The organism is Thalassospira profundimaris, from assembly GCF_003326675.1.
Classification (GTDB): domain Bacteria; phylum Pseudomonadota; class Alphaproteobacteria; order Rhodospirillales; family Thalassospiraceae; genus Thalassospira; species Thalassospira aquimaris.
In genome coordinates this window covers 142,816-167,468 of sequence record NZ_JPWF01000005.1, presented here as the reverse complement: position 1 = coordinate 167,468, position 24,653 = coordinate 142,816, and the positions used below count along the sequence as shown (strand labels likewise).

Here is a 24,653-nt window from a genome sequence, read left to right as displayed (position 1 = left end):
GGGCCCTGTTTTGCCCGATCAGAACAATCGACGCAAGGCCCGAAGGGGTCCGTAAAAGTACCTGTAAAAAATAACCGGCCCAACATCATCATGCGGACCGGTTACAAATGTTTGATCAGTGACCACCCAGCAGGGATGAATGCAGGAAGCCCTGGAAACTGGTTGCGACCGGACCGGTCATCAGAACATGGTCATCGGGCAACCATTCGATGGTCAGTTTGCCACCATCAAGAATGATATCGGTCTTGCGCCCGGTCAAACCGCGGCGTGCCGCCGCAACCCCGACCGCACAGGCCCCGGTACCGCAGGCACGGGTCACACCGACACCACGTTCCCAGACCCGCATTCTGATCTGGTCTTCACCGATGATGCTGCACACTTCGATATTGGCGCGTTCCGGGAACATTTCATGATGTTCAAGCACCGGACCAAGCTTTTCGATATCAATCGCCTCGGCATCATCCACAAAGAATACCGCATGCGGATTGCCGACATTCACGCCAACGGCATCGGAAAGCGGACCAAGCGACAGCGGAATATGGTTGGTATCAACCGCCTCGGACAACGGAATATCGCGCCAGTCAAGCCGCATCTGCCCCATATCAACCGTTACCAGACCATCCGACGCACCATTCGCATCAAGAAGCCCGACAACCGTTTCAATGATCGCATCATTGCGGCCCAGTTCACCCATCAGGATGCTGGCGACACAGCGGGTCGCATTGCCACAGGCCTCGACTTCGCCGCCGTCATTGTTGCGGATACGCATAAAGGCATCTGCAAGATCATCGCGGGCCGGTTCAATAACGATCAACTGATCGCAGCCAACCCCGGTCTTGCGATCAGCAATTCTGGCGGCTGTTGCGTTATCAAGATCAAGCACGGCGGGATCGCGTCGTCCGTCAAAGACAACGAAATCATTTCCCAAACCATGCATTTTGACAAAAGGAATACCGTTCATAACCGCCTTATAGTCCTGTTTCCAAAACCCGTCCACATATCGCTTACCGGGATGTAGCACGAATACATCCCGGCGCAAGCAGGCAGTTACAAAGCTTGAAAATCAGATCAGGCAGAAAGTCTTGGCGTAGCGGGCGCGCAATAACGCACCTTGCTTGGCACATAACCGGCCTTGGAGAAATAGTCGCGCAGCCGGTCGTCACACTCTCCGAGCGAGACATAGACATTTGCGCATTTATGATCACGGGCCAGTCGGCTCATGGCATCGCGCATGGCGTCATATACATAGGCACCGGCAACGATTTCCACCGCCATCACGTTGTCCACATGAAGAACAAGCCCATCGGCCATGTCGTCACGGACATAGTACGAAAACAGCCCGTGGATATATCCGCGTTCATTGGAAAAGACGATAATGCCGCGCTGGCGCTGCCAAAGAATCTGGTCGGCATCAACGTTGCGGCCTGCCCTTTTTTCTGCCTGACTGTCTCCAACCGGAAGGCAATACCGGCCCACAAAGGCACGCCATCGATCAAACGACATATCGACCTGCATCATCTGCACCAGCGGATAGGTCATATCCGCAGTCTGCGATGTAAGGGGATGTGCCTGATAGGCTTCTGACATGATTTGTTGTCCTCTGGAATTTACCAAATCATGCCGCAAATAAATCCAGTCAACCTTGATGTGCATCAACACCTTCGGGTGAGTTGAAGCGCATAAACTGCCGCAACACTTGAGGTCCCTCTCAACCAGCGATACGATTCCTATAATTGAATTTCTGGCAGGTAGTGCGCGCCGATATTGACGTACATCAATGGCTTTTAGGCCGCTTGCCCGCATACTCGCGACATTGATTGGGAACCTCGCCATTACCGATTTGCTTTGTCTTTCAAAAGCGGCACATCGTGGGTGAGGCTTCAAGTGCAGGTGAATAACCATTCGAATGTCAGGTTATTCATGGGGACGGATGAAACTGTCTGAGAGAGTCTGGGCAGTTGCCCCGAACACCTTGAACGGGAGTCAAGCATGGGCCAAGGGAGCATGGCACAGGCAGCATCGCCTTCTGTTGCTGTCAATTACAATATGGACGTTGTGCGCTGGGCCGCACTCGCGACCGTATTTTGGGGAGTCGTCGGATTTCTGGTGGGCGATGTCATTGCATGGCAGCTCGCATTTCCGGCACTCAATTTCGATAACGAGTTTCTGAACTTTGGGCGTCTGCGCCCATTGCACACCTCGGCAGTGATTTTTGCCTTTGGCGGTAACGCGCTGCTGGCAACTTCCTTCTATGTGGTTCAACGCACCTGTCGCGCCCCGCTTTACGGCGGCACGGCATTACCTGCATTCGTATTCTGGGGTTATCAGCTTTTCATCGTGATGGCTGCTATCGGTTATGTTACCGGCACCACGCAGGGTCGCGAATATGCCGAACCGGAATGGTTCGTCGACATTTGGCTGACCATTGTCTGGGTTTGCTATCTGGCGATGTTTGTCGGCACCCTGCTGAAGCGTCAGGAGCCGCACATCTACGTGGCGAACTGGTTCTACCTGGCCTTCATCGTCACGATTGCGATGCTCCATCTTGGCAACAACCTTGCCATTCCGGTCTCGCTGACCGGCGCGAAATCCTATTCGATGTTCTCTGGTGTTCAGGATGCCCTGACCCAGTGGTGGTACGGCCATAACGCGGTTGGCTTCTTCCTGACGGCCGGCTTCCTTGGCATGATGTATTACTTCATTCCGAAACGCGCCGAACGTCCGGTTTATTCCTATCGCCTGTCGATCATTCACTTCTGGGCGCTGATCTTCCTCTATATCTGGGCTGGTCCGCACCATCTGCACTACACCGCACTTCCGGACTGGGCACAGACCCTTGGCATGACCTTCTCGATCATGTTGTGGATGCCGTCCTGGGGCGGGATGATCAACGGCCTGATGACCCTTTCGGGGGCCTGGGACAAACTGCGCACTGACCCGGTTCTGCGTTTCATGGTTGCCGCTGTCGGTTTCTATGGCATGTCGACCTTCGAAGGCCCGGTTATGTCGATCAAGGCGGTTAACGGTCTTTCGCACTATACCGACTGGACCATTGGTCACGTGCATTCCGGTGCGCTTGGCTGGGTTGCCTTCGTATCGTTCGGTGCGATCTACTTCCTGATCCCGGTTCTGTGGAACCGCGAGCGCCTTTATTCGATGCGTCTGGTTTCCCATCACTTCTGGTTGGCGACCATCGGGATTGTCCTTTACATCACCTCGATGTGGGTTTCGGGGATCATGCAGGGCCTGATGTGGCGCGCCTATGACGAGTTGGGCTTCCTGCAGTATTCCTTCATCGAAACCGTTGAGGCGATGCATCCCTACTACATCATTCGCGCAACTGGCGGCCTGCTGTTTGTTCTTGGTTCGCTGCTGATGGTCTGGAACGTCTACAAGACGATCAAGGGCGATCTGCGTAACGAAGCTCCGATCGGCACTCCTGCCACTGTTGCTGCCGAATAAGGGGGGAACGAGATATGCTTCTTAAAAAACACCATATCGTTGAAAAGAACGTCTTTGTTCTGATCCTTGGTATCTTCCTGACCATCATCATTGGTGGCATCGTGGAAATCGTACCGCTGTTCACAATGGAACAGACCATCGAGAAAGTTCAGGGTGTGCGTCCGTATTCGCCGCTCGAACAGGCTGGTCGTAACATCTATATCCGTGAAGGTTGCTATAACTGCCATTCCCAGCAGATCCGTCCGTTCCGTGACGAGGTCGAACGTTATGGCCATTACAGCCTTGCCGCGGAATCGATGTATGACCACCCGTTCCAGTGGGGTTCGAAACGTACCGGTCCGGATCTGGCACGTGTTGGCGGAAAATATTCCAATGCCTGGCACGTTGCCCACATGGTTGACCCGCGCGCAGTTGTGCCGGAATCGATCATGCCGGGTTACCCGTTCCTTGCTGAACGCAAACTGAACTTCGATGACGCCCAGGCTCACCTCGAAACGCTCAGAATGGTTGGGGTTCCCTATACCGACGAGATGATCGAGGCCGCCAAGGCAGACCTTTACCTGCAGGCCAGCGAAGATGCGGCTTATGACGATGACTTCCTTGCTCGTTATCCGAATGCGGCAACAGGTGATTTTGACGGCAACCCGGAAAAGCTGACCGAAATGGATGCGTTGATTGCGTATCTCCAGGTCCTTGGCCGGATGGTCGACTTCACCACCTACAATCCGCAGATGAACCTGCGCTAATTGCAAAGGGGAACGTGATGGAATTCTTTACGCAACTCGCTGACTTTTTCCGCCCGCTTTGGGGAATGTGGCTGATGCTGTTGTTCAGCGCGATTATTGCCTGGGTCATGTGGCCAAGCAAAAAGCGCAATCAGGACATGGAAGCACACGCCCAGATTCCTTTCCGGGATCAGGATTAAGGGGAGAACTGAGCAATGTCGACAAAAGTCGAGAAAGATCAAGTGTCCGGGCGCGAGACCACCGGCCACGAATGGGACGGCATCAAGGAGCTTAATACGCCTCTGCCGTCATGGTGGGTCTATGTCTTCTGGGTCACCGTTATCTGGTCGATCGGTTATTGGGTCGTTTACCCGTCCTGGCCGACTGCCAATGACTACCTCAAGGGGATGTTTGGCACCACCAACCGTACCCAGCTGCATGAAACCATGAACAATGTTGCAGCTGAACGTGCACCTTACATGGAACGCCTTGCGGCTCTGGATGTTTCGGAAATCACCAATGACCCGGAACTTCTGAACTTCTCCATGGCAGGCGGCAAAGCCATCTTTGCTGATAACTGCGCACCGTGTCACGGTACGGGCGGATCGGGCAATCCGGGCTTCCCGTCACTTCAGGATGACGCATGGCTTTGGGGTGGCTCGCTTGAGGCCATTAACCAGACGATCCATGTCGGTGTCCGCTGGGATGCCAACGAAGATACCCGCATCAATGATATGCCGGCATTCGGACGTGATGAACTGCTTGAACGCGATCAGATCGAAGATGTCGTTCAGTATGTTCTGAACTTCACCAATCACGCCGATGACAAGGCTGCTGTCTCGCGTGGTGCCGTCGTCTTTGAAGAAAACTGCGCATCTTGCCATGGTGACAATGCCAAGGGCATTCAGGAACTCGGCGCGCCGAACCTGACCGATGCGATCTGGCTGTATGGCGGCGACAAGGCCACCATCACCGAAACCGTAACCAACTCCCGCCGGGGCGTCATGCCGGCATGGAGTGGTCGTCTTGACGAAGAAACCATCAAGATGCTGACGGTTTATGTCCACTCTTTGGGTGGCGGCCAGTAAGTTCGGCAGTCTTTAAGACGGAATATATCTGACAAAAAGGGCCAGCGATTTATCGTCGCTGGCCCTTTTCGTATTTTGCATTGCGCTTTCACCGCCGGGTTCAGGTCGATCCCTGTTCGACCCCAGCCAAATGCACATCAAGCTTTTGCAAAGTCTGCGCCCCGTATTCCACCGCCCCGAAGCCGATCACAATTGCGCGGCGTGCTGCACTTGGATGCAGTTGGCGCAGGGTCACAACGGTTTTGCCATTTTCCTGCGGATCAAATGTCACAAGCAACCGGAACCGGTCCGGATCATTATCAATGTCGGCCCCGTGCAACGCTTCGATCATCACGGGAAACGTCACCCGGACAAATTCCATCCGGTTGGAATAGCGCGTGCCATCCGGTGTCACCATATCGAACCGCCAGACGCCACCACTGCGTATGTCAATTTCCCGGGTTTCAAGTCGCATTCCATCGGGCCCGAACCATTTCACAATTTGTGTGGCATCGGACCACGCACGAAAGGCAAGTTCGACAGGTGCATTCACGACGCGCGCCAAAACAACTTCCCGATCGAGCGCCATTCTTGCCAGTCGGCGATATGGTCAGTACCGCGATCAGTCATCTGCTTGTTCCTTTTTCATGGTTTCAAGATGTGCCTCAAACCGGTCAAGACGGGCTTCCCATTGCGCACGATGTGACGCAAGCCAGTCTTCGGCTTCCTGAAGCGTTCCCGGATTAAGGGCACAAATCCGTCGCCGCCCTTCGCGATGCGACACAATCAGCTTGGCGTCTTCCAGAATGCCCAGATGCTGGGTGAAGGATGGCAATGCCATCGCAAACGGCTTGGCCAGCTCGGAAACCGATACCGGACCACTGCTGAGTGCTTCGATCACAGCACGCCGGGTCGGGTCCGAAAGCGCATTGAATGTTGTTTCGATGGTTTGTTTTTCGATCATCATGGGTCGAACCATAGCCAATTCCATTACTTAGGTAAATACCTAAGTAATGGAATTGGGATCAACACATCACTACGGCGACAATTCACACGAATATCGCTGCGTAAATTGACATGTATCATGGTGCGTTTTTCGCCTGTCTCGTACTTTTCTGCCTGAGATTTGAATAATTAGAGTTTGCTTCGTAAAGCTGCCGGAAATTGAAAATTCTCTGGCTGTTTAACCGATTGAAACAACTGGCGGTTCACCGCGACGAGAGCAGTTGTTCGGACGAAAGCAACAACCAGGTAGCGAACATGGCCATGTCCAATTTGCAAAGTCCCGATATCGAAACGGCCCCGATCATTGACGAAGACGACCGTGATCAACCCCTCTATAAAACGCGGGACAAAGTTTATCCGAAACGCGTTTCGGGTCGGTTCAGAAACCTGAAATGGTTTGCGCTGATCACACTACTGGCAATTTATTGGCTGGTGCCGTGGATTCGCTGGGACCGTGGCCCAAGCGCGCCGGATCAGGCCGTTTTGATCGACATGGACCTTGGCCGCGCCTATTTCTTCTTCATCGAAATCTGGCCGCAGGAAGTCTATTACATCACCGGCATCCTGATCATGGCGGCAATTGGCCTGTTTTTGGCAACCTCGCTGTTTGGACGTATCTGGTGCGGTTATGGCTGTCCGCAGACGGTCTGGACCGACCTGTTCATGCTGGTTGAACGTTATATCCAGGGTGATCGCAACGCACGTGTGCGCCTCGACCAATCAAAATGGACGTTCGAGAAACTTTGGAAAATCGGCGCAACCCATCTGGCATGGATTGCCATTGCGATGGCAACCGGTGGCGCGTTTGTTCTGTACTTCAACGATGCCCCGACCGTGATCGTCGACGTCTTTACCGGTCAGGCCAGCTTGGCCGTCTATGTCACCATCGCCTTCCTGACATTCTCGACCTATCTTCTGGCCGGTTGGGCCCGCGAACAGGTCTGCACCTATATGTGCCCCTGGCCCCGTTTTCAGTCAGCAATGCTTGATGATGAAAGCCTGATCGTCACCTATGAAGGATGGCGTGGCGAAGACCGTGGCCCGCTTAAACGCAAAAACCTGACCCGTGGGGAAGTCCCGGAAACCGGTCATTGCGTTGATTGCCGTGCCTGTGTGAATGTCTGCCCGACCGGTATTGATATTCGTGACGGTTTGCAGATGGAATGCATCGGCTGTGGCCTGTGCATTGATGCCTGTAACGACATCATGGACAAAATCGGCTTCCCGCGTGATCTGGTCCGGTTTGATTCGGTTCAGAACACCCAGCTTCGCGCCCAGGGCAAGGCCACCCGCGTGCGCATCGTTCGTCCGCGCACCATCTTCTACAGCGCGATCCTCGTCATTGTTGCATCGGTGATGATGTTCGGGATTTTGAATCGCTCGGTTCTTGAAATCAACGTTCTGCGTGACCGCAATCCTTTGTTCGTCACCCTTTCCGATGGCGATGTGCGCAATGGATACACGGTTAAGTTGCTGAACAAGGAACAGGCTGCCAAGACTTATCAACTGACCGTCAATGGTTTGCAAATCTCTGATTTCCAGATCATCGGCCAGACACCCAATCAGCAAGGCAACTTTGATCTTGAAGTGGCACCGGATCGGGTTGGCAGCTTCCGCGTATTCCTTGCCGCAAGCCCGGACAAGCTTGATGGCGACGCAACCGCCTTTGAATTCACGGTAACCGATCAGGAAACCGGAAATTCCGAAACATATGATACAGTATTTGCTGGTCCCAAGACCAACCGCTGATCGTGCAAACGCTTTGGCACAGGAAAGACAAACCAATGGCAACGCAAATGACTTCACCTTCTTCTGATCCCAATGGCCCGCGTAAATCGGACCGATGGATTCCCTGGTACTTCGTTGGTGGCTTTGCGATCATGCTGATTGCCAATATCTCGCTGATCACCTTTTCGATGACCAGCTGGAATGGTCTTGTGACCAAGCACGCCTTTGAAGAAGGCAATAACTACAACGCGGCGATTTCCGGTGCGGCCCGTCAGGCAGAACTTGGCTGGCGCAGCAAACTGACCGTTGGTGGTGTCATCAATCAGACCGGCACCGTCACCGTCCTGTTCCGCGACAAGGAAAGTCAGCCGATCAGCGGTGCAAAAATGTCAATTGTCCTGACCCGCTCGGATCGTGACGATATGGATCAGACCATCCCGCTAGCAGAAATTGCACCGGGCGAATACCGTGCAAGTGCCTCTTTCCCGGTATATGGTCGCTGGCAAGTCCGCACCATCGCCCACGCCATGGGCGACGATTACCAAACGCTTGAGAATATCGTCATCAATCCATGACCCAACCCGCCCTTTGTCGCCATTGCCAGGAACCGGTAACAGCCACGTCACCGGCCGGGCCGGACTTTTGCTGTTCGGGCTGTGCCGGTGCCTATGAGTTGCTGGGCGAATTGGGCCTTTCTTCCTATTACAAGCGTCGCGCGATTGATCCGAAAATCCGGGCTTTACGCCCCGACGAAGACACAGCAGGCAACGTTGACTTCACCGAACTTGCCAGCACCGATGATACCGGTATCCACCATCTTAACCTGATGGTGGATGGTATTCATTGTGCGGCCTGTGTCTGGCTGATTGAAACCCTGTTGCAGCGAAACGAAACCGTCCTTAAGGCGCGGGTGAATATGACAACCCGCCGCCTGCATCTGAGTTGGCAGGGGGACAAGGCCGATATCGGCACCATCGTCGCACCGGTAACCCAGATGGGTTATCGACTGATCCCGTTTGATCCGGCCGCCCTTGAACAGGCAACCCTGTCACGCAACAAGGAATTGCTGCGCTGCCTTGCGGTTGCCGGGTTTGCCGCGGGCAACGTGATGTTGCTGTCGGTTTCGGTCTGGGCCGGCTATTTTCAGGGCATGGGTGGGGCAACCCGCGATCTGTTTCACTGGCTATCGGCGCTGATTGCGTTGCCGGCCGCGGCCTATGCCGGGATGCCGTTTTACCGTTCTGCTCTTGGCGCGATCCGTAATCGGCGCGTGAATATGGACGTGCCGATCAGTCTTGGCGTCATTCTCGCGCTGGGCATGAGTCTTGCCCAAACGATCCGAAGCGAACCGCACGCCTATTTCGACAGTGCCATCACCCTTTTGTTCTTCCTGCTGATCGGCCGTTATCTTGACGGTCGTGCACGCGGACAGGCACGATCGGCGGCCGAACATCTTTTGTCGCTAAATGCGCGTTCGATCACCGTGATTGACGAAGACGGTTCACGACGCCTGATCGCACCGCAAAAGGCCGAACCGGGCATGATTGTCCTGACAGCCGCGGGCGAACGCATCGGCATTGACGGCGAAGTCATCGAAGGCCAATCCGACATCGATACAAGTGTCATTACCGGCGAAAGCATCCCGGTTCTGATCAAGCCGGGCAAAACCGTCTTTGCCGGAACAACCAATATTTCGGCCCCGCTGCGGATCCGGGTGACGGCAACGGGCGGCAACACCTTGCTGTCTGAAATCGTCCGCCTGATGGAAAATGCCGAACAGGGACGCGCCAAATATGTCGCGATTGCCGACCGGGTTGCCAAATCCTATGCGCCGGTTGTCCATTTCCTGTCTTTGGCAACCTTTGTCGGCTGGTGGCTGATTGGCGGTCTGCCGTGGCAGGATGCCCTGATGAATGCCATTGCCGTTCTGATCATTACCTGCCCCTGTGCACTGGCCCTTGCCGTGCCGGTGGTTCAGGTAATTGCCACGGGGCGGTTGTTGCGCGCAGGCATTCTGGTCAAATCGGCAACCGCACTGGAACGTCTGACCAAGATTACCGGCGTCATTTTTGACAAGACCGGCACATTGACCACCGGCAAACCGGAACTGGTTACCCAGACCCATCCCGATGCGCTGGAACTTGCCGCCCGGATTGCCGCCAACAGCAACCACCCATTATCACGTGCGCTGGTGCGCGCCGCATCCGGTCCGGTCATGCCATATCCGAATGTGACCGAACAACCGGGTCTTGGTTTGATGGCCCAAGGTCCAACCGGACCGGTTCTTCTGGGCAGTCGGGCCTTCTGCAATATTGCCGAAAATGCCGACTTGCCATCCGATGTCACAGGACCGGAACTGTGGTTTTCTGAACCGGGCAAATCACCGGCGCGGTTTGTATTTCGCGATATGCCCCGCAGTGACGCGTCACAGGTGATTGATACCCTGCGTGCGCGCGGCTTTGACATGACATTGCTGTCTGGCGACCGCAACAGTACCGTCCGTCAACTTTCCGAATCCCTTGGCCTGCGTGACTGGCACGCCCGCATGTCGCCCACCGACAAGGCCACATTTGTTCAGGCCCGCGCCGATAAAGGTAAATTTGATCTGATGGTCGGGGATGGCATCAACGATGCGCCGGCACTGGCCTGTGCCCACGCATCCATGTCACCGGCAACCGCGGCCGAAATTTCGCAAAATGCCGCCGATATCGTGTTTCAGGGAGATCGATTGGGTGCCGTGATCGAGGCAATCGACGTGGCCCGCAAGGCGGACCGGCTGGTTCGACAGAATTTTGCCCTGTCCTTTGCCTATAACCTAATTACCATACCGCTTGCGGTTTCGGGCTTTGTAACGCCGCTGATTGCGGCTGTTGCGATGTCGTCATCGTCCCTGATTGTTATTGCCAACGCATTGCGCCTGCACGCAAAATCTGTAAAACCATCAGGTGACCGGGTGTTCGAAAACCGCCCGCAAGCATCCCAACAGGCAGGAGCCTAATGGCATGAGCAACCTTCTTCTCTTAATTCCGATTGCGCTGTTTCTCGGTTTGCTGGGCCTTGGTGCGTTTCTGTGGTCCCTGCGTTCCGGGCAGTTTGACGATATGGAAGGGGCGGCCAATCGCATCCTGTTTGACGACGATGATGACCAGTTTTCTCGTAAAACCAAGAATTTCCAACAGAATGATAGTTAGAATAGCTTGAAACCTCCCTATCTGTTCGCATAAATTACCCGTACTCAACGTATCGGGTCACCAGCATCGGAGTCTGCGATGGCAGTCCGCCCCCAACTTTGCGAAGCCTGTTCTATCAAGGACCTGACATTCTGCTCCTCATTGCACGGGGCTGAACATGATCAGCTGCGTCAGTTACTGACTCATGTCCAGTTTGATTCGCACAGCACCATCTTCCACGAAGCCGAAGAAGCAGATTACGTCTTCAACGTCACTTCCGGCTCGGTGAAGCTTTATAAATTGCTGGGCGACGGCCGCCGCCAGATTACCGGCTTCCTGTTTGCCGGTGACTTTCTTGGCTTGGCGCTGAACGCCAATTATAGCTACACCGCCGAGGCCGTCGAACCGGTGACCGCGTGCCGTTTCCCGCGCCAGAAACTCGAAAAGCTGTTTGATCAGTTCCCGCATCTTGAAAAACGTATGCTGGGCATGGCGGTTGACGAACTTGCTGCCGCACAGGATCAGATGCTTTTGCTTGGCCGCAAAACCGCCAAGGAAAAGGTTGCGTCCTTCCTGTTGATGCTGGCCCGCCGCCAGGAACATCGCGGTGAAAAGACCGACATGATCAATGTCCCGATGAGTCGTTCCGACATCGCCGATTATCTGGGGCTGACCATCGAAACTGTGTCGCGCACCCTGACACAGCTGCGCAAGGAATCGACGATTTCACTTAAGGATAACCGTCATATCGAGGCAGTTGGTCTTGATATGCTCGAAGACCTTGCCGAAGGCCTCTGATTTTTTGTGCATTTGCACATAAAGCCGATTGCGTGCCTTAAACGGACTCTGATTTCGGACAAGAATGCCGGGTGAATTTGGCCAATCGATAAACTATTGGCCAAATTGCTTATTTCGCGATTGCGAAAAAATATTTCCCGAATACCGTCATCATATTGTAAACATGACGGCACGCCCGACACAGATCGGGCAGCCAAATCCGGTCAAACCGGGGGAGAAACGTCATGAGTGCCACCAAAAAAATGGGGCGGGTTTCCGTCCCGGAACTTCGCGCCCGCAAGGGTGGTGAACCCATCGTCTGCCTAACTGCATATACAATGCCGATGGCCCAGCGCCTTGATGAACATTGCGACCTGCTTTTGGTCGGTGATTCATTGGGCATGGTTCTCTATGGGATGGACAGCACCCTTGCTGTCAGCGTCGATATGATGATCAATCACGGCAAGGCTGTGATGCGCGGCTCGAAAAATGCCTGCGTTGTCGTCGACCTGCCCTTTGGCAGCTATCAGGAATCCAAGGAACAGGCCTTCCGGACAGCATCGCGCATTCTGGCCGAAACCGGCTGTGCGGCGGTCAAACTTGAAGGCGGCGCCGAACTGGCCGAAACCATCGAGTTCCTTAATCAGCGTGGCGTGCCCGTCATGGCCCATATCGGCCTGATGCCCCAGCAGGTCAACACCATGGGCGGCTTCAAAAGCCAAGGCCGTGGTGAAGAAGGCGCTGAAAAGGTCGTCAATGACGCCATCGCCGTTGCCAAGGCCGGTGCCTTTTCGGTTGTGGTCGAAGGCACCGTTGAACCGGTTGCCCGGCGCATCACCGAAACAATCGATATTCCGACCATCGGCATTGGCGCATCGGTTGCCTGTGACGGTCAGGTTCTGGTGACCGAAGACATCCTTGGCCTGTTTTCCGATTTCACACCGAAATTCGTCAAACGCTATGCCAATCTGGGCGACGAGATTTCCAAAGCCGTTGGCGAATATGCCAGCGAAGTGCGCACCCGTCAGTTCCCGACGGATGAACATTGCTTTGGTGTTGCCAAAAAAGGTAACTTGCGCGCGGTCTGATATAGATCGCCGCAACTTGTAGAAATTTCGATACGACGAATACGATGTCCCTTACGACTGTTCACACCGTCGCAGATTTGCGTGCGACTGTTGCCGACTGGCGCGCCCAGGGCCTGCGTGTTGCCCTTGTTCCGACCATGGGCGCATTGCATGATGGCCATATCAGCCTGACACGCCTTGCCCGCGAACATGCGGACCGTGTGATCGTATCGATCTTCGTCAATCCGACCCAGTTCGGCCCGAACGAGGATTTCGGGGCCTATCCCCGCACTCTGCCCGACGATCAGAAACTTCTCGATGCGGCCGGGGTTGAGTTGTGCTTTGCCCCCTCGGTCGATGAAATGTATCCGGACGGCTTTGCCACCAAGGTCTGCGTCGATGGTGCAATGACCAATGTTTTGTGTGGCGCGGCCCGCCCCGGACATTTCGACGGTGTCGCCCAGATTGTCACCAAGCTTTTGCTGCAATCCATGCCCGATTGCGCAATTTTCGGCCAGAAAGACTATCAACAGCTGATGGTGATCCGCCGGTTCAGTGCCGATCTGAATATCCCCGTCGACATCATTGGCGCCAAAATCCTGCGCGAAGAGGATGGCCTGGCCATGTCATCGCGCAACCGGTATCTGTCGCCCGATGAACGCGCTGTTGCCCCGACCCTGAACCGGGTTTTGGCCGAAATCACCGCACAGGCCAACAAGGGTGCCGACCTTGCACCGCTTCTGACCAAGGGACGCGAAGATATCCTAGCAGCGGGCTTTGCCCCGATTGATTATCTCGAAGTCCGCGATGCCCAAACACTTGAACTGGTCAGCAACACCGTCACCAAACCGGCACGAATCTTCGTTGCTGCCCGGCTTGGCAAAGCACGCCTGATTGATAATCACGCGATTATGCCGGACGGTGTTACGGTCTAAACATCTGGTTGGAACGACCAAGTTCCCATTGGAATCAGTGATTGGGTGCAAATTGACTCGAAAAGCGCAGAACATCGCGCTTTTGCGCCCGATTGCGCTTGACTCCCTTCCCCCGATCCAATAAACCCTCCCCACCAAAGGTCGCCCAAGGGGTGACTCCCCCAGTCCTCGAGTTTTCGAGCACTGGGTTTTAGTTTTTTGTGCGTACGCGGTGGAAACACCGGCAACACAGACGGGATTTGGAATGTTTGAAGGACTAAGCGATCGCCTTGGCGGAGTTCTCGATAAGCTGCGCAAACGTGGCGCGCTGAAGGAATCCGACGTCAAGGAAGCCATGCGCGAAGTACGCGTCGCCTTGCTTGAGGCTGACGTCGCGCTGCCGGTCGTTAAAACCTTTATCACCAATGCAACCGAACGTGCGGTTGGTCAGGATGTTCTGCGCTCGGTCACTCCGGGTCAGATGGTCGTCAAGATCGTCCATGACGAACTGAAAAACATGCTGGGCGAAGGCGAAGACATCAATCTTGCGTCGACCCCGCCGGTTCCGATCCTGATGGTTGGTCTTCAGGGTTCGGGTAAGACCACCAGCTCTGCCAAGATCGCGCTGCACCTGACCAAGAAGCGCAACAAGAAAGTTCTTCTGGCATCGCTTGATATCTATCGTCCGGCCGCCCAGCAGCAGCTGAAGGTTCTGGCCGACGATAACGGCCTGGGTGTTCTGCCGATCGTTCTTGGCGAAAAGCCGGTTTCGATTGCAAAACGCGCCATGGATACCGGTCGCAAGGAAGGCTACGACGCCGTCATCCTTGATACCGCGGGCCGCCTGCATATCGACATGGAACTGATGAGCGAAGTCGCCCAGGTCCGTGATGCGGTCAACCCGGTCGAAACCCTGCTGGTCACCGATGCGATGACTGGTCAGGACTCGGTCAATGTGGCCAAGGAATTTGCCGAAAAGGTTGGCATTACCGGTATCGTCCTGACCCGTGTTGACGGTGATGCACGTGGCGGTGCGGCCCTTTCGATGCGTCAGATTACCGGCTGCCCGATCAAGATGATCGGTGTTGGCGAAAAAATCGACGAGATGGAAGCTTTTCATCCTGATCGTATCGCCAACCGTATCCTTGGCATGGGCGACGTTGTCAGCCTGGTTGAAAAAGCCGCTGAGACGATCAAGGCCGAAGACGCCGAGAAAATGGCGAAGAAGCTGCGTAAAGGTCAGTTTGACCTGAACGATCTTCTCGCACAGCTCAAACAGCTTCAGAAGATGGGTGATCTTTCCGGCATCATGGGGATGCTGCCGGGCATGGGCGCGCTGAAAAAACAGATGTCGCAGACCAAGCTTGATCCGAAACTTCTGACACATCAGGAAGCTATCATCCTGTCGATGACGCCGAAGGAACGTGAAAACCCGGCCCTGATCAAGGCATCGCGCAAAAAGCGTATTGCTGCGGGCTGCGGGCTGAGCGTTCAGGATGTGAACAAGCTGCTTAAACAATACCAGACCATGTCCACCATGATCAAAAAGATGGGCAAGATGGGCAAAAAGGGTCTGTTTGGCGGCATGCCGAAAATTGATCCGGCAATGCTTGAGGGCGGGGATATGCCCGACCTTGGCAACTTGCCAAAAGGTTTCCCCGGTGCCGGGGGCGGTTTACCGCCCGGGTTGCCGGGATTGGGAGGCGGCGGTGGCTTGCCTCCGGGATTCCCGGGATTTGGCAAAAAGAAATAGCCAGATCCCAGGTTCTTAAACGGGTTCTCAAGAATTCCTCTTAGGAACCAAAACGGTCGCAAGACCGATGACTACAAGACTAAGCGAATAGGCCCCAAGGGGCCGTGATTTAAGACTACAAACCCAAGCTGAAAGGAACTTATCCGAATGGCTGTCAAGATTCGTCTTTCCCGTGGCGGTGCCAAGAAGCGTCCGTACTACCGTATCGTAGTCTCTGACGCTCGTGCTCCGCGTGACGGCAGCTTCATCGAGAAAGTCGGTACCTATGATCCGATGCTCCCGAAGGATGCCGGCAACCGCGTTACCTTCAAAGAAGAACGCATTAAATATTGGCTTTCTGTTGGCGCACAGCCGACCGATCGTGTTGCACGTTTCCTCGGCAAGGCTGGCCTTGCTGACGCGTTCAAACCGACCGAGCAGTCGAAGAAATCCGCTCCGAAAGCAAAAGCTCAGGAACGTCTTCGCGAGAAAGCTGAGAAAGCTGAAGCTGCTGCTGCCGCTGCTGCGGAAGCCGCTGCCGAAGCAGCAGCACCTGCTGAAGAAGCTGCTGGCGAGTAATTCGCTGAACGCACGCTTTGATCAGATACCAAAAACTTGTGAACCGAAATGGCTGATACCCGCAAATCCAAAAACGACGAAGCTTATGTCTGCGTCGGCATGATCACCGCCCCGCACGGGGTGCGTGGTGCCGTGCGCGTCAAAAGCTATACCGTCGACCCGGATAACCTTGTCGGTTACGGCCCGTTGTTCGACGCCAAGGGGCATGTGAAATACAAGCTCTCTCCTGTCGGACATGTCCGCGACCAGCTGATCGCCAAGATCGAAGGTGTGGACGACCGGGACGCTGCCGAACGGCTGCGGGGAACCAAGCTTCATGTACCGCGGACGGCACTGCCGGAAACGGAAGATGACGACGAATTCTATCTTGCCGACCTTGTCGGTCTGAAGGCTTTCCACATTGATGGATCGCTGTTCGGGACCGTACGTGGTGTGGCTGATTTTGGCGCAGGCGACGTAATCGAAGTCGCGCTGGAAGAAGTCCGGGGCAAGGTTGTCGTTCTTCCGTTTACCAAGGAAGTTGTTCCCGATGTGGTGCTTTCGGAACGCAGGCTGGTGGTAAATCCGCCCGAGGGGCTCCTTCAGGATGAAGATGGACCCGGCAATCGCAGCCGTCGTCCGAACAAATCCCGCAAGGACTCTCAGGCCGACCGCGATTCTGATGCCGTCACTGCCGATGCAGTAGGCGCGGAAACCGCGACCGGCAGCGGAAAGGAGGCCTGATCGATGTCTGTGTGGCAGGCAAAAGTTGCAACCCTGTTCCCGGAAATGTTTCCGGGCGTGCTTGGACAGTCTCTGGCTGGCCGTGCGCTTGAGAACGGGATCTGGTCGCTTGATGTCAAAGACATCCGTGATCATGCAACCGACCGCCACCGCACTGTTGACGACAATCCTTTCGGGGGCGGGGCCGGTATGGTCATGCGTCCGGATATTGTCGACGCCGCCCTGCGTGAATTGCGTGCAGATGCACCGCACTTGCCGCTGATTTATCTCAGCCCGCGGGGAAAAGTGCTGAACCAGAAACGTTGCCGCGAATTGGCAGCTGGTCCTGGTGCCATCCTGCTTTGCGGTCGTTACGAAGGTATCGACCAACGGGTTCTGGATGAACATCAGGCCGAGGAAATCAGCATCGGTGATTACATCCTCATGGGCGGCGAATTGCCGGCCATGGTCCTGATTGAATCGTGCATTCGCCTCATCGAGGGGACGGTCAACAAGACCGAGTCCGTCGACGAGGAAAGCTTTGAAACCGGGTTGCTTGAATATCCGCATTACACGCGCCCGGCCAATTGGAACGGGCGTGACGTGCCGGAGATCTTGCTTTCCGGACATCATGCCAAGGTACAAGCCTGGCGGCATGCACAGGCAGAAGAAATTACTCGTGAGCGACGCCCGGACCTTTGGGACCAGTATGTCGCAAGCGGGAACATCAAAGAGGGTTAAACCATGACCAACATCATCCAGCAGCTCGAAAATGAGCAGCTCGACAAAATCGCGGCACAGCGTGAAGTACCGGAATTCGACGCAGGTGATACCGTTCGTGTACACCTGAAAGTCGTTGAAGGTACCCGTGAGCGTATCCAGCAGTTTGAAGGCGTTTGCATCGCCAAGAAAAACCGCGGCCTGAACTCTTCCTTCACCGTACGTAAAATTGCGTCGGGCGAAGGCGTTGAGCGTATCTTCCAGTCGTACTCCCCGGCCATCGACAAGATCGAAGTCGTTCGCCGCGGTGACGTACGTCGCGCGAAACTGTACTACCTGCGTGGTCGTACCGGTAAGTCTGCACGTATCGCCGAGCAGACCACTGGCCACAAAGGCAAACTGACCGCAGCAGAACGCGCGAAGAAGTAATTCTTCGCTGATCTGAGCATCAGAATGAAGACGGGCTCACCTTCGGGTGGGCCCGTTTTCTTTTGCTCGATTTTAATTGTGTTCGCTTCTGGCCATGGCCTAGCCGCCCTGTGCAACGATGAACAACCGGGGAAATGGCAACAAAACCGTTCCGTCCTCAAAGGCCGGATAATGAATTGCGATCTCTTTGCGGTATTGCGCCAGAAAGTCTTCCTGTTCCGTCCTATTCAATGCTGACAGGAACGGACGCAAGGCACTGCCCTTGAACCATTCCACCACCGCATCACTGCCACCCTTTAACACATGGAAATAGGTTGTCCGCCACATGTCGATTTTTGCGCAGTGCGACGCCAATATTTCATAATACCGGTTCGCGGACAGACGCGGGGTGCGCTTTACACCTGAAAGCTTTGACACCCAGGGTCCGTTCGTCGCAAGTTCACGCAAAAGATGATGTGCCGGTTCATCAAGATTATCGGGAAGCTGAACAGCCAAACATCCGCCTGATCTGACCTTTGAAATCAAACTTGGAAACAGGATTTCGTGATCAGCCAACCACTGCAATGACGCGTTGGCAAGAACAAGGTCATATGCCTGTTCCGGCGCCCACCCGGCGATATCACAAACATCAAATCGAAGGTCGGGCAATCGTTTGCGCGCAGCTTCGATCATATCGGGAGAAGCATCAATACCCGAAATCACCGCATCCGGGTACTGCACCGACATCACTTCGGTCGAATTACCCGGGCCGCATCCCAGATCCATCGCGTGTTCGACATTCCTAAGCGTTACGGCAGCCAGCAAATCACGAACCGGACGGGTTCTTTCATTTTCAAACTGACGATATTGGGCGGAGTAGTTTTCAGGATTAACAGTCACAACCTGCTCCTTTGCTTTTGGCCATACCGTTCCACAGCAACCGCACACACGACATGACCGAAATTATTGCGACTTAAGTATTAAATCGAAAAAAGCAAAGCTTAAGTTGTATTTCCCTATTGCAGCCATGCAATAGATTGCATTGACGCAGCCGGGTCTGGCTTCCTGCACCGAGCGACCTCAAACTCTAGCGATCAAGACGCCAAAAGAACACTCATAAGTTGCATTATAGCGAATCGCTGGAAAACCGGGCTGATAAACAGAAACCGCAGAAACCGTCACATTATTTGATCAGCTTTTTTTATATCAGATATCCCTAACCTATATTGAATTCGGGTGTTTTGGCTACTCTGGGGTGCTGTATTTTTCCAAACTCAATTTCAGGATGTAAAACCGGGAAAAACACGCGCTCTGCGCCTTGCGATTTAAAGGCTGCGGTGTATAAAGGCACTCCCGCGGCACAAACAATCAAACCCGCGTGGTTCTGGATAATAAAATTTCGCAAATCGGGTCAAACCGGTTGCGTCGGAGAAAACGCCAAGTCCTCGGCCGAAACCGGCAATCTGACTTGTCACCCTCTTCGTCAATATCCGAACCACAAAGACGGCACGATTGCAGCTGCTCAAAAGATCGATGTTTTATGAGGAGGTCGAGATGGGTCAACCTAAAACCCTTTTTGACAAGATTTGGGAAAGTCATGTGGTCGATACGCAGGATGATGGCACCTGCCTGCTGTATATTGACCGTCATCTCGTCCACGAAGTAACCAGCCCGCAGGCATTTGAAGGTCTTCGTAATTCCGGCCGCAAAGTGCGCCACCCCGAGCTGACCCTTGCGGTTCCGGACCATAACGTCCCGACCTCTGATCGCACCGAGGGCATCAAGGAAGAAGACAGCCGCATTCAGGTTGAAACCCTTGACCAGAACGCCCGCGAAACCGGCATCCATTATTTCCCGATGAACGACCTGCGTCAGGGCATCGTTCACATCGTCGGTCCGGAAGAAGGCTTTACCCTTCCCGGCGTGACCATGGTTTGCGGTGACTCGCACACCTCTACCCATGGCGCATTTGGCGCACTGGCATTCGGTATCGGCACGTCCGAAGTTGAACATGTTCTGGCAACCCAGACCCTTGTTCAGAAACCAGCGAAAAACATGCTGGTCAAGGTTGAAGGCGATCTGCATCCGGGCGTTACCGCCAAGGACATCACCCTTGCCATTATCGGTCGTATCGGTACGGCTGGTGGCACCGGCTATGTCATCGAATATGCGGGCTCTGCCATCCGTTCACTGTCGGTCGAAGGCCGTATGACTGTCTGTAACATGTCGATCGAAGGCGGCGCACGCGCAGGCCTGATCGCACCGGACGAGAAAACCTTTGAATATATCAAAGGCCGTCCGATGGCACCCAAGGGTGCGGCATACGAACAGGCTGTTGAATACTGGAAAACCCTGCCATCTGACGAAGGCGCACATTACGACAAAATCGTCGAAATCAATGCAGCCGACATTGTCCCGCAGGTTACCTGGGGTACCAGCCCGGAAGACGTCGTTCCGGTTACCGGTGTTGTTCCGGCACCGACCGATGCAAAGGATCCGGGCAAGCAGAAGGCCATCGCCCGTTCGCTCGAATATATGGGTCTGGTTGCCGGCACCCCGATCGAGGAAATCAAGATCGACCGCGTCTTTATCGGTTCTTGCACCAACGGTCGTATCGAAGACCTTCGTGCTGTTGCCGAAGTCGCCAAAGGCCGCAAGGTTTCCGCATCGGTAAACGCCATGATCGTTCCGGGTTCCGGTCTGGTCAAGGAACAGGCCGAAGCCGAAGGTCTGCATGAAATCTTCATCGAAGCAGGCTTTGACTGGCGCGAGCCGGGCTGCTCGATGTGTCTTGCGATGAACCCGGACCGTCTGGCCCCGGGCGAGCGTTGCGCTTCGACCTCGAACCGTAACTTCGAAGGCCGTCAGGGCCGTGGTGGTCGTACCCACCTCGTCAGCCCGGCCATGGCAGCAGCCGCTGCTATCACCGGTCATCTGACCGACATTCGCAAACTCGGTTAAGGACAGTACCCATGGCCGACAGTGCATTCATCAATTTCCGCGAAAGCGCCCCGCGTCTGGGACGTGCCGCCGTGCTTGAGCAACTTCTGCCGCAGCTGACCGGGATCAACCTTCCCGATTTTGTCGCGCAGGAGCTTGATGCCACCGAAGAATTGATCGAAGCACTGGGCCTGGCCTGGGAAACTGGAAGCAAGGGATAAGATAATGGATAAATTCACCAAGCTCACCGGTGTTGCAGCACCGCTGCCGATGATCAATGTCGATACCGACATGATCATCCCCAAACAGTTCCTCAAGACCATCAAACGTTCGGGCCTTGGCAAGAACCTGTTTGATGAGATGCGTTACGACGATAACGGCAACGAGATCGCTGATTTCGTTCTGAACAAACCGGCCTATCGCAATGCGCAGATCCTGGTATCTGGCGATAACTTTGGCTGTGGTTCGTCGCGCGAACACGCACCTTGGTCGCTGCTTGATTTCGGCATTCGTTGCGTGATTGCACCGAGCTTTGCTGACATTTTCTATAATAACTGCTTCAAGAACGGCATCCTTCCGATCCGTCTGCCGCAGGAAGATGTCGACAAGCTGATGGCTGATGCAGAACGCGGTGCCAACGCCACCGTCACTGTTGACCTTGAAAAACAGGAAATCACTGGTCCGGACGGCGGCTGCATCAAGTTTGAAGTCGAAGAATTCCGCAAGCATTGCCTGCTGAACGGTCTCGACGATATCGGCCTGACCCTGCAGAAAGCCGATGCGATCAACACTTTCGAAGCCAAGCGCGCTGCGTCGCAGCCCTGGTTGTCGCTCTAATTCAAAAAGGGGCGGTGAACGGTTTCGTTTGCCGCCCCTTTTCTATCGCTACGGGGTGAGCGGCCCCGAAAATATCTGGGAAGGATTCTTTTATGACCACCACCAAAAAAGTACTGATGCTGCCGGGCGACGGAATTGGCCCGGAAGTCATGCGTCAGGTTCAGCGCGTCATGGACTGGATGGCCAAGAAACGCGATGTGAATTTCGAAGTCACCGAAGGTCTGATTGGCGGCGCGTCGATCGATGCGCATAACAACCCGCTGACCGACGAAACCCTTGCTGATGCAATGGCTGCTGATGCCGTTCTGCTTGGCGCTGTTGGTGGTCCGAAATGGGACAACCTTCCGTTCGATATCAAACCGGAACGCGGTCTTCTGAAAATCCGCAAGGAAATGGGCCTGTTTGCCAACCTGCGTCCGGCACTGGTGTTTGATGCGCTTGTTGGTGCATCGACCCTGAAAGAAGACGTCGTCAAGGGTCTCGATATCATGATCCTGCGCGAACTGACCGGTGGCATCTATTTCGGCCAGCCGCGCGGCATTGAAGAACGCGATGGTGTTCGTTATGGCTACAACACCCTTGTTTATTCGGAGCCGGAAGTCGAGCGGATCGCACGCGTTGCTTTTGACATGGCCATGAAACGTGACAAGCGTCTGTGCTCTGTCGACAAGGCCAACGTTCTGGAATCCACCGTTCTGTGGCGCGAAGTTGTTGAACGCGTTGCCAAGGACTTCCCGGAAGTCGAAGTCAGCCACATGTATGTCGATAACGCATCCATGCAGCTGGTTCGTAACCCGAAACAGTTCGACGTGATGGTCACCACCAACATGTTCGGCGACATTCTGTCTGATTGCGCTGCCATGCTGACCGGTTCGCTCGGCATGCTTCCGTCTGCATCGCTTGGTGCAGCGGATGCCGATGGCAAACGCAAAGCACTCTACGAGCCGGTACACGGTTCGGCACCGGACATCGCAGGCCAGGACATCGCCAACCCGCTGGCAACCATCCTGTCATTTGCCATGATGCTGCGTTACTCGTTCGATATGGGCGAAGACGCAACCATGATCGAAACCGCTGTTCAGAACGTCCTCAAAGGCGGCCTTCGCACCGGCGACATCATGCAGCCGGGCATGGCAAAAGTTTCGACCACCGTCATGGGTGAGTCACTGATCAGTGAACTCGACAAACTTGTCTGATCGTTCGATCTGATCCTGAATTTGAAAAGGCCGGGTGTTTCACCCGGCCTTTTCGTTTATCAGATCAATTTCCGTCGCATTGGCAATCACGTCTTCAAACAGCGCCAGCTTGTCGGGGTTGCGATGAACAAACAGATCAACGATCCGGCCATCGCGTTCCGATGCGCTGATCCCGGTAACGACAACACCATTTGACTGCATCAACAGCCAGCATTCCCCGTCAATGGTGATATGAAATGCCCGTTCAAGCGGGTCACGTTTGCCCCATATCCCAAAGAAGAACCGTGCGACATTGTCTGAACCAAATAGCGGGTTGGCCGTTGCCTGCGCCTTGCCACCGCCATCGGAATGCAGGATCACGTCCGGGGCCAACTGACTAAGCAACTGGCTGATATCACCAAGACTAAGTGCCTTGATAAAGGCCTCGATCCTTGGCTGTTCACATTGCCGGCCTTCGGGTACCGGGGTCGCATCCCGATCACTTTCGCGCTGCATTTTGCTGCGTGCCCGAAACAGGATTTGCCGTGTGTTGTTGCTTGTACGTTCGATGACGGGTGCGATGTCATCATGGGCCCAGTCAAAAACTTCGTGCAGCACAAGTGCAACACGCTCCACCGGCGACAACCGTTCCAGCATCAAAAGATAAGCCTGCCCCAAACCATCCTGCTCAATCAGGTTGGTTTCGGCTTTGGGTGGTTCGGGTGGCATCCAGGGTTCCGGCAACCAGTTCCCGACATAGTTTTCACGCTGGCGCCTTGCTGATTTCAAAACATCAAGACAGATATTGCTGCAAACCCGCACCAGCCAGCCGGTGGCATCCCTGATTTCGGCATGATCCTGCTCTTGCCATCGCAGCCACACATCCTGTACCGCGTCTTCGGCATCGGCATGACTGCCCAGCATCCGGAACGCCAATGCATTCAGACGAGGACGGAGCTGTTCAAAAATCTGGTTGGGCATATCAGGTCCATCAAACGCATGAAGCGACACAGGAATTTCCTGTGTCGCCTTATATGATTTTCGGGCAATCGTCATCCTGCCCGAAAGGGGGCGGAGATGCAAAGGGGCGAGGTCACCCCCGCCCGGGGAATTACGCAAGCGCATGCTGCGCAATACCCAAACGGTTCCAGGCATTCATGGTCGAAATGATGCAGGTCAGTTCGGAAATCGCATCTGTTTCGAAATGCGCGACAAGCTGACGATGGCTTTGCGCAATCCGTTCCTGACTTTCAATACCGGTCAGGCATTCCGCCCAATCAAGTGCGGCGCGTTCGGCATCGTCAAAATCCTTTGCTGCACGCCAGACTGCCAACATGGTCAGTTTTGTCTGATCGCCACCATCCTTGGCAAAGCTGTCACTATGCATGCGCAGGCAATAGGAACATTGATTGATCTGCGACACGCGGCATTCGATCAGGTGACGCAACAGGACCGGAACCTTGGCGTTGTCACCAAGTGCGGTTGCCAATGCCAACATCGGTTTGAACAGGTTCGGGGTCGCATCCGGGAAAGAAAAGCGGCTCATGGTAAATCTCCTTCTGGGTACGGGATCAATTCCCTTCTGCCCACAAGGACGAAACACAAACGGACCGCGTTACACGGCCCGTTCGATTTTTCCGATTTT

Annotated in this window: 27 protein-coding genes; 20 read left to right on the top strand and 7 right to left on the bottom strand. The window is 54.7% G+C overall.

Annotated features, from left to right (window positions below; genetic code table 11):
• Positions 1-115: 115 nt before the first annotated feature.
• Positions 116-961, bottom strand: coding sequence for a diaminopimelate epimerase (dapF, locus tag TH19_RS09085; RefSeq protein WP_114102022.1), 846 nt, complete (start codon positions 959-961; stop codon positions 116-118).
• Positions 962-1,068: 107 nt separating this feature from the next.
• Positions 1,069-1,587 (bottom strand): hypothetical protein, encoded by a 519-nt coding sequence (locus TH19_RS09080; protein WP_114102021.1) that lies wholly within the window; start codon positions 1,585-1,587, stop codon positions 1,069-1,071.
• Between the two features lie 417 nt (positions 1,588-2,004).
• On the opposite strand from TH19_RS09080, the gene ccoN reads away from it, so the two are divergent.
• The 4 genes from ccoN to ccoP are packed head-to-tail and all read left to right on the top strand — an operon-like array spanning position 2,005 to position 5,275.
• Positions 2,005-3,462, top strand: a complete 1,458-nt coding sequence (ccoN, locus tag TH19_RS09075; RefSeq protein WP_114102020.1) for a cytochrome-c oxidase, cbb3-type subunit I — start codon at positions 2,005-2,007, stop codon at positions 3,460-3,462.
• A gap of 14 nt (positions 3,463-3,476) precedes the next feature.
• Positions 3,477-4,208 carry a cytochrome-c oxidase, cbb3-type subunit II gene (ccoO, locus tag TH19_RS09070; RefSeq protein WP_114102019.1) on the top strand — a complete coding sequence of 244 codons (732 nt, stop codon included), beginning with the start codon at positions 3,477-3,479 and terminating at the stop codon, positions 4,206-4,208.
• Positions 4,209-4,225: 17 nt separating this feature from the next.
• Positions 4,226-4,387, top strand: coding sequence for a cbb3-type cytochrome c oxidase subunit 3 (locus TH19_RS09065; RefSeq protein WP_114102018.1), 162 nt, complete (start codon positions 4,226-4,228; stop codon positions 4,385-4,387).
• 15 nt (positions 4,388-4,402) lie between these two features.
• Positions 4,403-5,275, top strand: a complete 873-nt coding sequence (gene ccoP, locus TH19_RS09060) for a cytochrome-c oxidase, cbb3-type subunit III (protein WP_114102017.1) — start codon at positions 4,403-4,405, stop codon at positions 5,273-5,275.
• A 100-nt stretch (positions 5,276-5,375) separates the two neighbouring features.
• Here ccoP and TH19_RS09055 read toward each other — a convergent pair whose 3' ends face one another.
• Positions 5,376-5,843, bottom strand: a complete 468-nt coding sequence (locus tag TH19_RS09055; protein WP_114102016.1) for an SRPBCC family protein — start codon at positions 5,841-5,843, stop codon at positions 5,376-5,378.
• 33 nt (positions 5,844-5,876) lie between these two features.
• A complete protein-coding gene (locus TH19_RS09050) occupies positions 5,877-6,221 on the bottom strand; it encodes an ArsR/SmtB family transcription factor (protein WP_114102015.1) in 345 nt (114 codons plus the stop codon).
• A gap of 293 nt (positions 6,222-6,514) precedes the next feature.
• Between TH19_RS09050 and ccoG the strand changes: the two genes are divergently transcribed.
• From ccoG to rplS, 12 genes are all read left to right on the top strand, one after another.
• Positions 6,515-8,008 carry a cytochrome c oxidase accessory protein CcoG gene (gene ccoG / locus TH19_RS09045; protein ID WP_114102014.1) on the top strand — a complete coding sequence of 498 codons (1,494 nt, stop codon included), beginning with the start codon at positions 6,515-6,517 and terminating at the stop codon, positions 8,006-8,008.
• Between the two features lie 47 nt (positions 8,009-8,055).
• Entirely contained in the window at positions 8,056-8,562 is a 507-nt protein-coding gene (locus TH19_RS09040) for a FixH family protein (protein WP_258547882.1), read from the top strand.
• A complete protein-coding gene (locus TH19_RS09035; protein ID WP_114102012.1) occupies positions 8,559-10,985 on the top strand; it encodes a heavy metal translocating P-type ATPase metal-binding domain-containing protein in 2,427 nt (808 codons plus the stop codon). Before TH19_RS09040 ends, TH19_RS09035 begins: the two co-directional genes overlap by 4 nt.
• A 4-nt stretch (positions 10,986-10,989) precedes the next feature.
• Positions 10,990-11,178 carry a cbb3-type cytochrome oxidase assembly protein CcoS gene (gene ccoS, locus TH19_RS09030; RefSeq protein ID WP_114102011.1) on the top strand — a complete coding sequence of 63 codons (189 nt, stop codon included), beginning with the start codon at positions 10,990-10,992 and terminating at the stop codon, positions 11,176-11,178.
• A 78-nt stretch (positions 11,179-11,256) separates the two neighbouring features.
• Positions 11,257-11,955 carry a cyclic nucleotide-binding domain-containing protein gene (locus TH19_RS09025; RefSeq protein ID WP_114102010.1) on the top strand — a complete coding sequence of 233 codons (699 nt, stop codon included), beginning with the start codon at positions 11,257-11,259 and terminating at the stop codon, positions 11,953-11,955.
• Positions 11,956-12,179: 224 nt separating this feature from the next.
• A complete protein-coding gene (gene panB / locus TH19_RS09020) occupies positions 12,180-13,022 on the top strand; it encodes a 3-methyl-2-oxobutanoate hydroxymethyltransferase (RefSeq protein WP_114102009.1) in 843 nt (280 codons plus the stop codon).
• Positions 13,023-13,066: 44 nt separating this feature from the next.
• Positions 13,067-13,936: a pantoate--beta-alanine ligase gene (gene panC, locus TH19_RS09015; protein ID WP_114102008.1), complete on the top strand. Its 870-nt coding sequence runs from the start codon at positions 13,067-13,069 to the stop codon at positions 13,934-13,936.
• A gap of 244 nt (positions 13,937-14,180) precedes the next feature.
• Entirely contained in the window at positions 14,181-15,668 is a 1,488-nt protein-coding gene (gene ffh / locus TH19_RS09010; protein WP_114102007.1) for a signal recognition particle protein, read from the top strand.
• A gap of 147 nt (positions 15,669-15,815) precedes the next feature.
• A complete protein-coding gene (rpsP, locus tag TH19_RS09005; protein WP_114102006.1) occupies positions 15,816-16,226 on the top strand; it encodes a 30S ribosomal protein S16 in 411 nt (136 codons plus the stop codon).
• Between the two features lie 48 nt (positions 16,227-16,274).
• Complete coding sequence (gene rimM, locus TH19_RS09000; protein ID WP_114102005.1) at positions 16,275-16,949, top strand: ribosome maturation factor RimM; 675 nt, start codon at positions 16,275-16,277, stop codon at positions 16,947-16,949.
• Positions 16,950-16,952: 3 nt separating this feature from the next.
• Positions 16,953-17,669 (top strand): tRNA (guanosine(37)-N1)-methyltransferase TrmD, encoded by a 717-nt coding sequence (gene trmD / locus TH19_RS08995; RefSeq protein WP_114102004.1) that lies wholly within the window; start codon positions 16,953-16,955, stop codon positions 17,667-17,669.
• A gap of 3 nt (positions 17,670-17,672) precedes the next feature.
• The gene (gene rplS, locus TH19_RS08990; protein WP_114102003.1) at positions 17,673-18,077 is read left to right on the top strand and encodes a 50S ribosomal protein L19; all 405 of its coding nucleotides are present in this window, start codon (positions 17,673-17,675) and stop codon (positions 18,075-18,077) included.
• 99 nt (positions 18,078-18,176) lie between these two features.
• Here rplS and tam read toward each other — a convergent pair whose 3' ends face one another.
• Entirely contained in the window at positions 18,177-18,956 is a 780-nt protein-coding gene (gene tam, locus TH19_RS08985) for a trans-aconitate 2-methyltransferase (protein WP_114102181.1), read from the bottom strand.
• Between the two features lie 654 nt (positions 18,957-19,610).
• Between tam and leuC the strand changes: the two genes are divergently transcribed.
• From leuC to leuB, 4 genes are all read left to right on the top strand, one after another.
• Positions 19,611-21,017, top strand: a complete 1,407-nt coding sequence (gene leuC, locus TH19_RS08980) for a 3-isopropylmalate dehydratase large subunit (RefSeq protein WP_114102180.1) — start codon at positions 19,611-19,613, stop codon at positions 21,015-21,017.
• A gap of 11 nt (positions 21,018-21,028) precedes the next feature.
• The gene (locus tag TH19_RS08975; protein ID WP_114102002.1) at positions 21,029-21,217 is read left to right on the top strand and encodes a hypothetical protein; all 189 of its coding nucleotides are present in this window, start codon (positions 21,029-21,031) and stop codon (positions 21,215-21,217) included.
• 4 nt (positions 21,218-21,221) lie between these two features.
• The gene (gene leuD, locus TH19_RS08970; RefSeq protein ID WP_114102001.1) at positions 21,222-21,833 is read left to right on the top strand and encodes a 3-isopropylmalate dehydratase small subunit; all 612 of its coding nucleotides are present in this window, start codon (positions 21,222-21,224) and stop codon (positions 21,831-21,833) included.
• A gap of 92 nt (positions 21,834-21,925) precedes the next feature.
• The gene (gene leuB / locus TH19_RS08965) at positions 21,926-23,029 is read left to right on the top strand and encodes a 3-isopropylmalate dehydrogenase (RefSeq protein WP_114102000.1); all 1,104 of its coding nucleotides are present in this window, start codon (positions 21,926-21,928) and stop codon (positions 23,027-23,029) included.
• Between the two features lie 39 nt (positions 23,030-23,068).
• Here the strand turns inward: leuB and sigJ are convergent, their stop codons facing one another.
• Both sigJ and TH19_RS08955 read right to left on the bottom strand, forming a co-directional pair.
• Positions 23,069-24,019 (bottom strand): RNA polymerase sigma factor SigJ, encoded by a 951-nt coding sequence (gene sigJ / locus TH19_RS08960; protein WP_258547881.1) that lies wholly within the window; start codon positions 24,017-24,019, stop codon positions 23,069-23,071.
• A gap of 100 nt (positions 24,020-24,119) precedes the next feature.
• Positions 24,120-24,554 carry a carboxymuconolactone decarboxylase family protein gene (locus TH19_RS08955; RefSeq protein WP_114101999.1) on the bottom strand — a complete coding sequence of 145 codons (435 nt, stop codon included), beginning with the start codon at positions 24,552-24,554 and terminating at the stop codon, positions 24,120-24,122.
• Between the last annotated feature and the right edge of the window lie 99 nt (positions 24,555-24,653).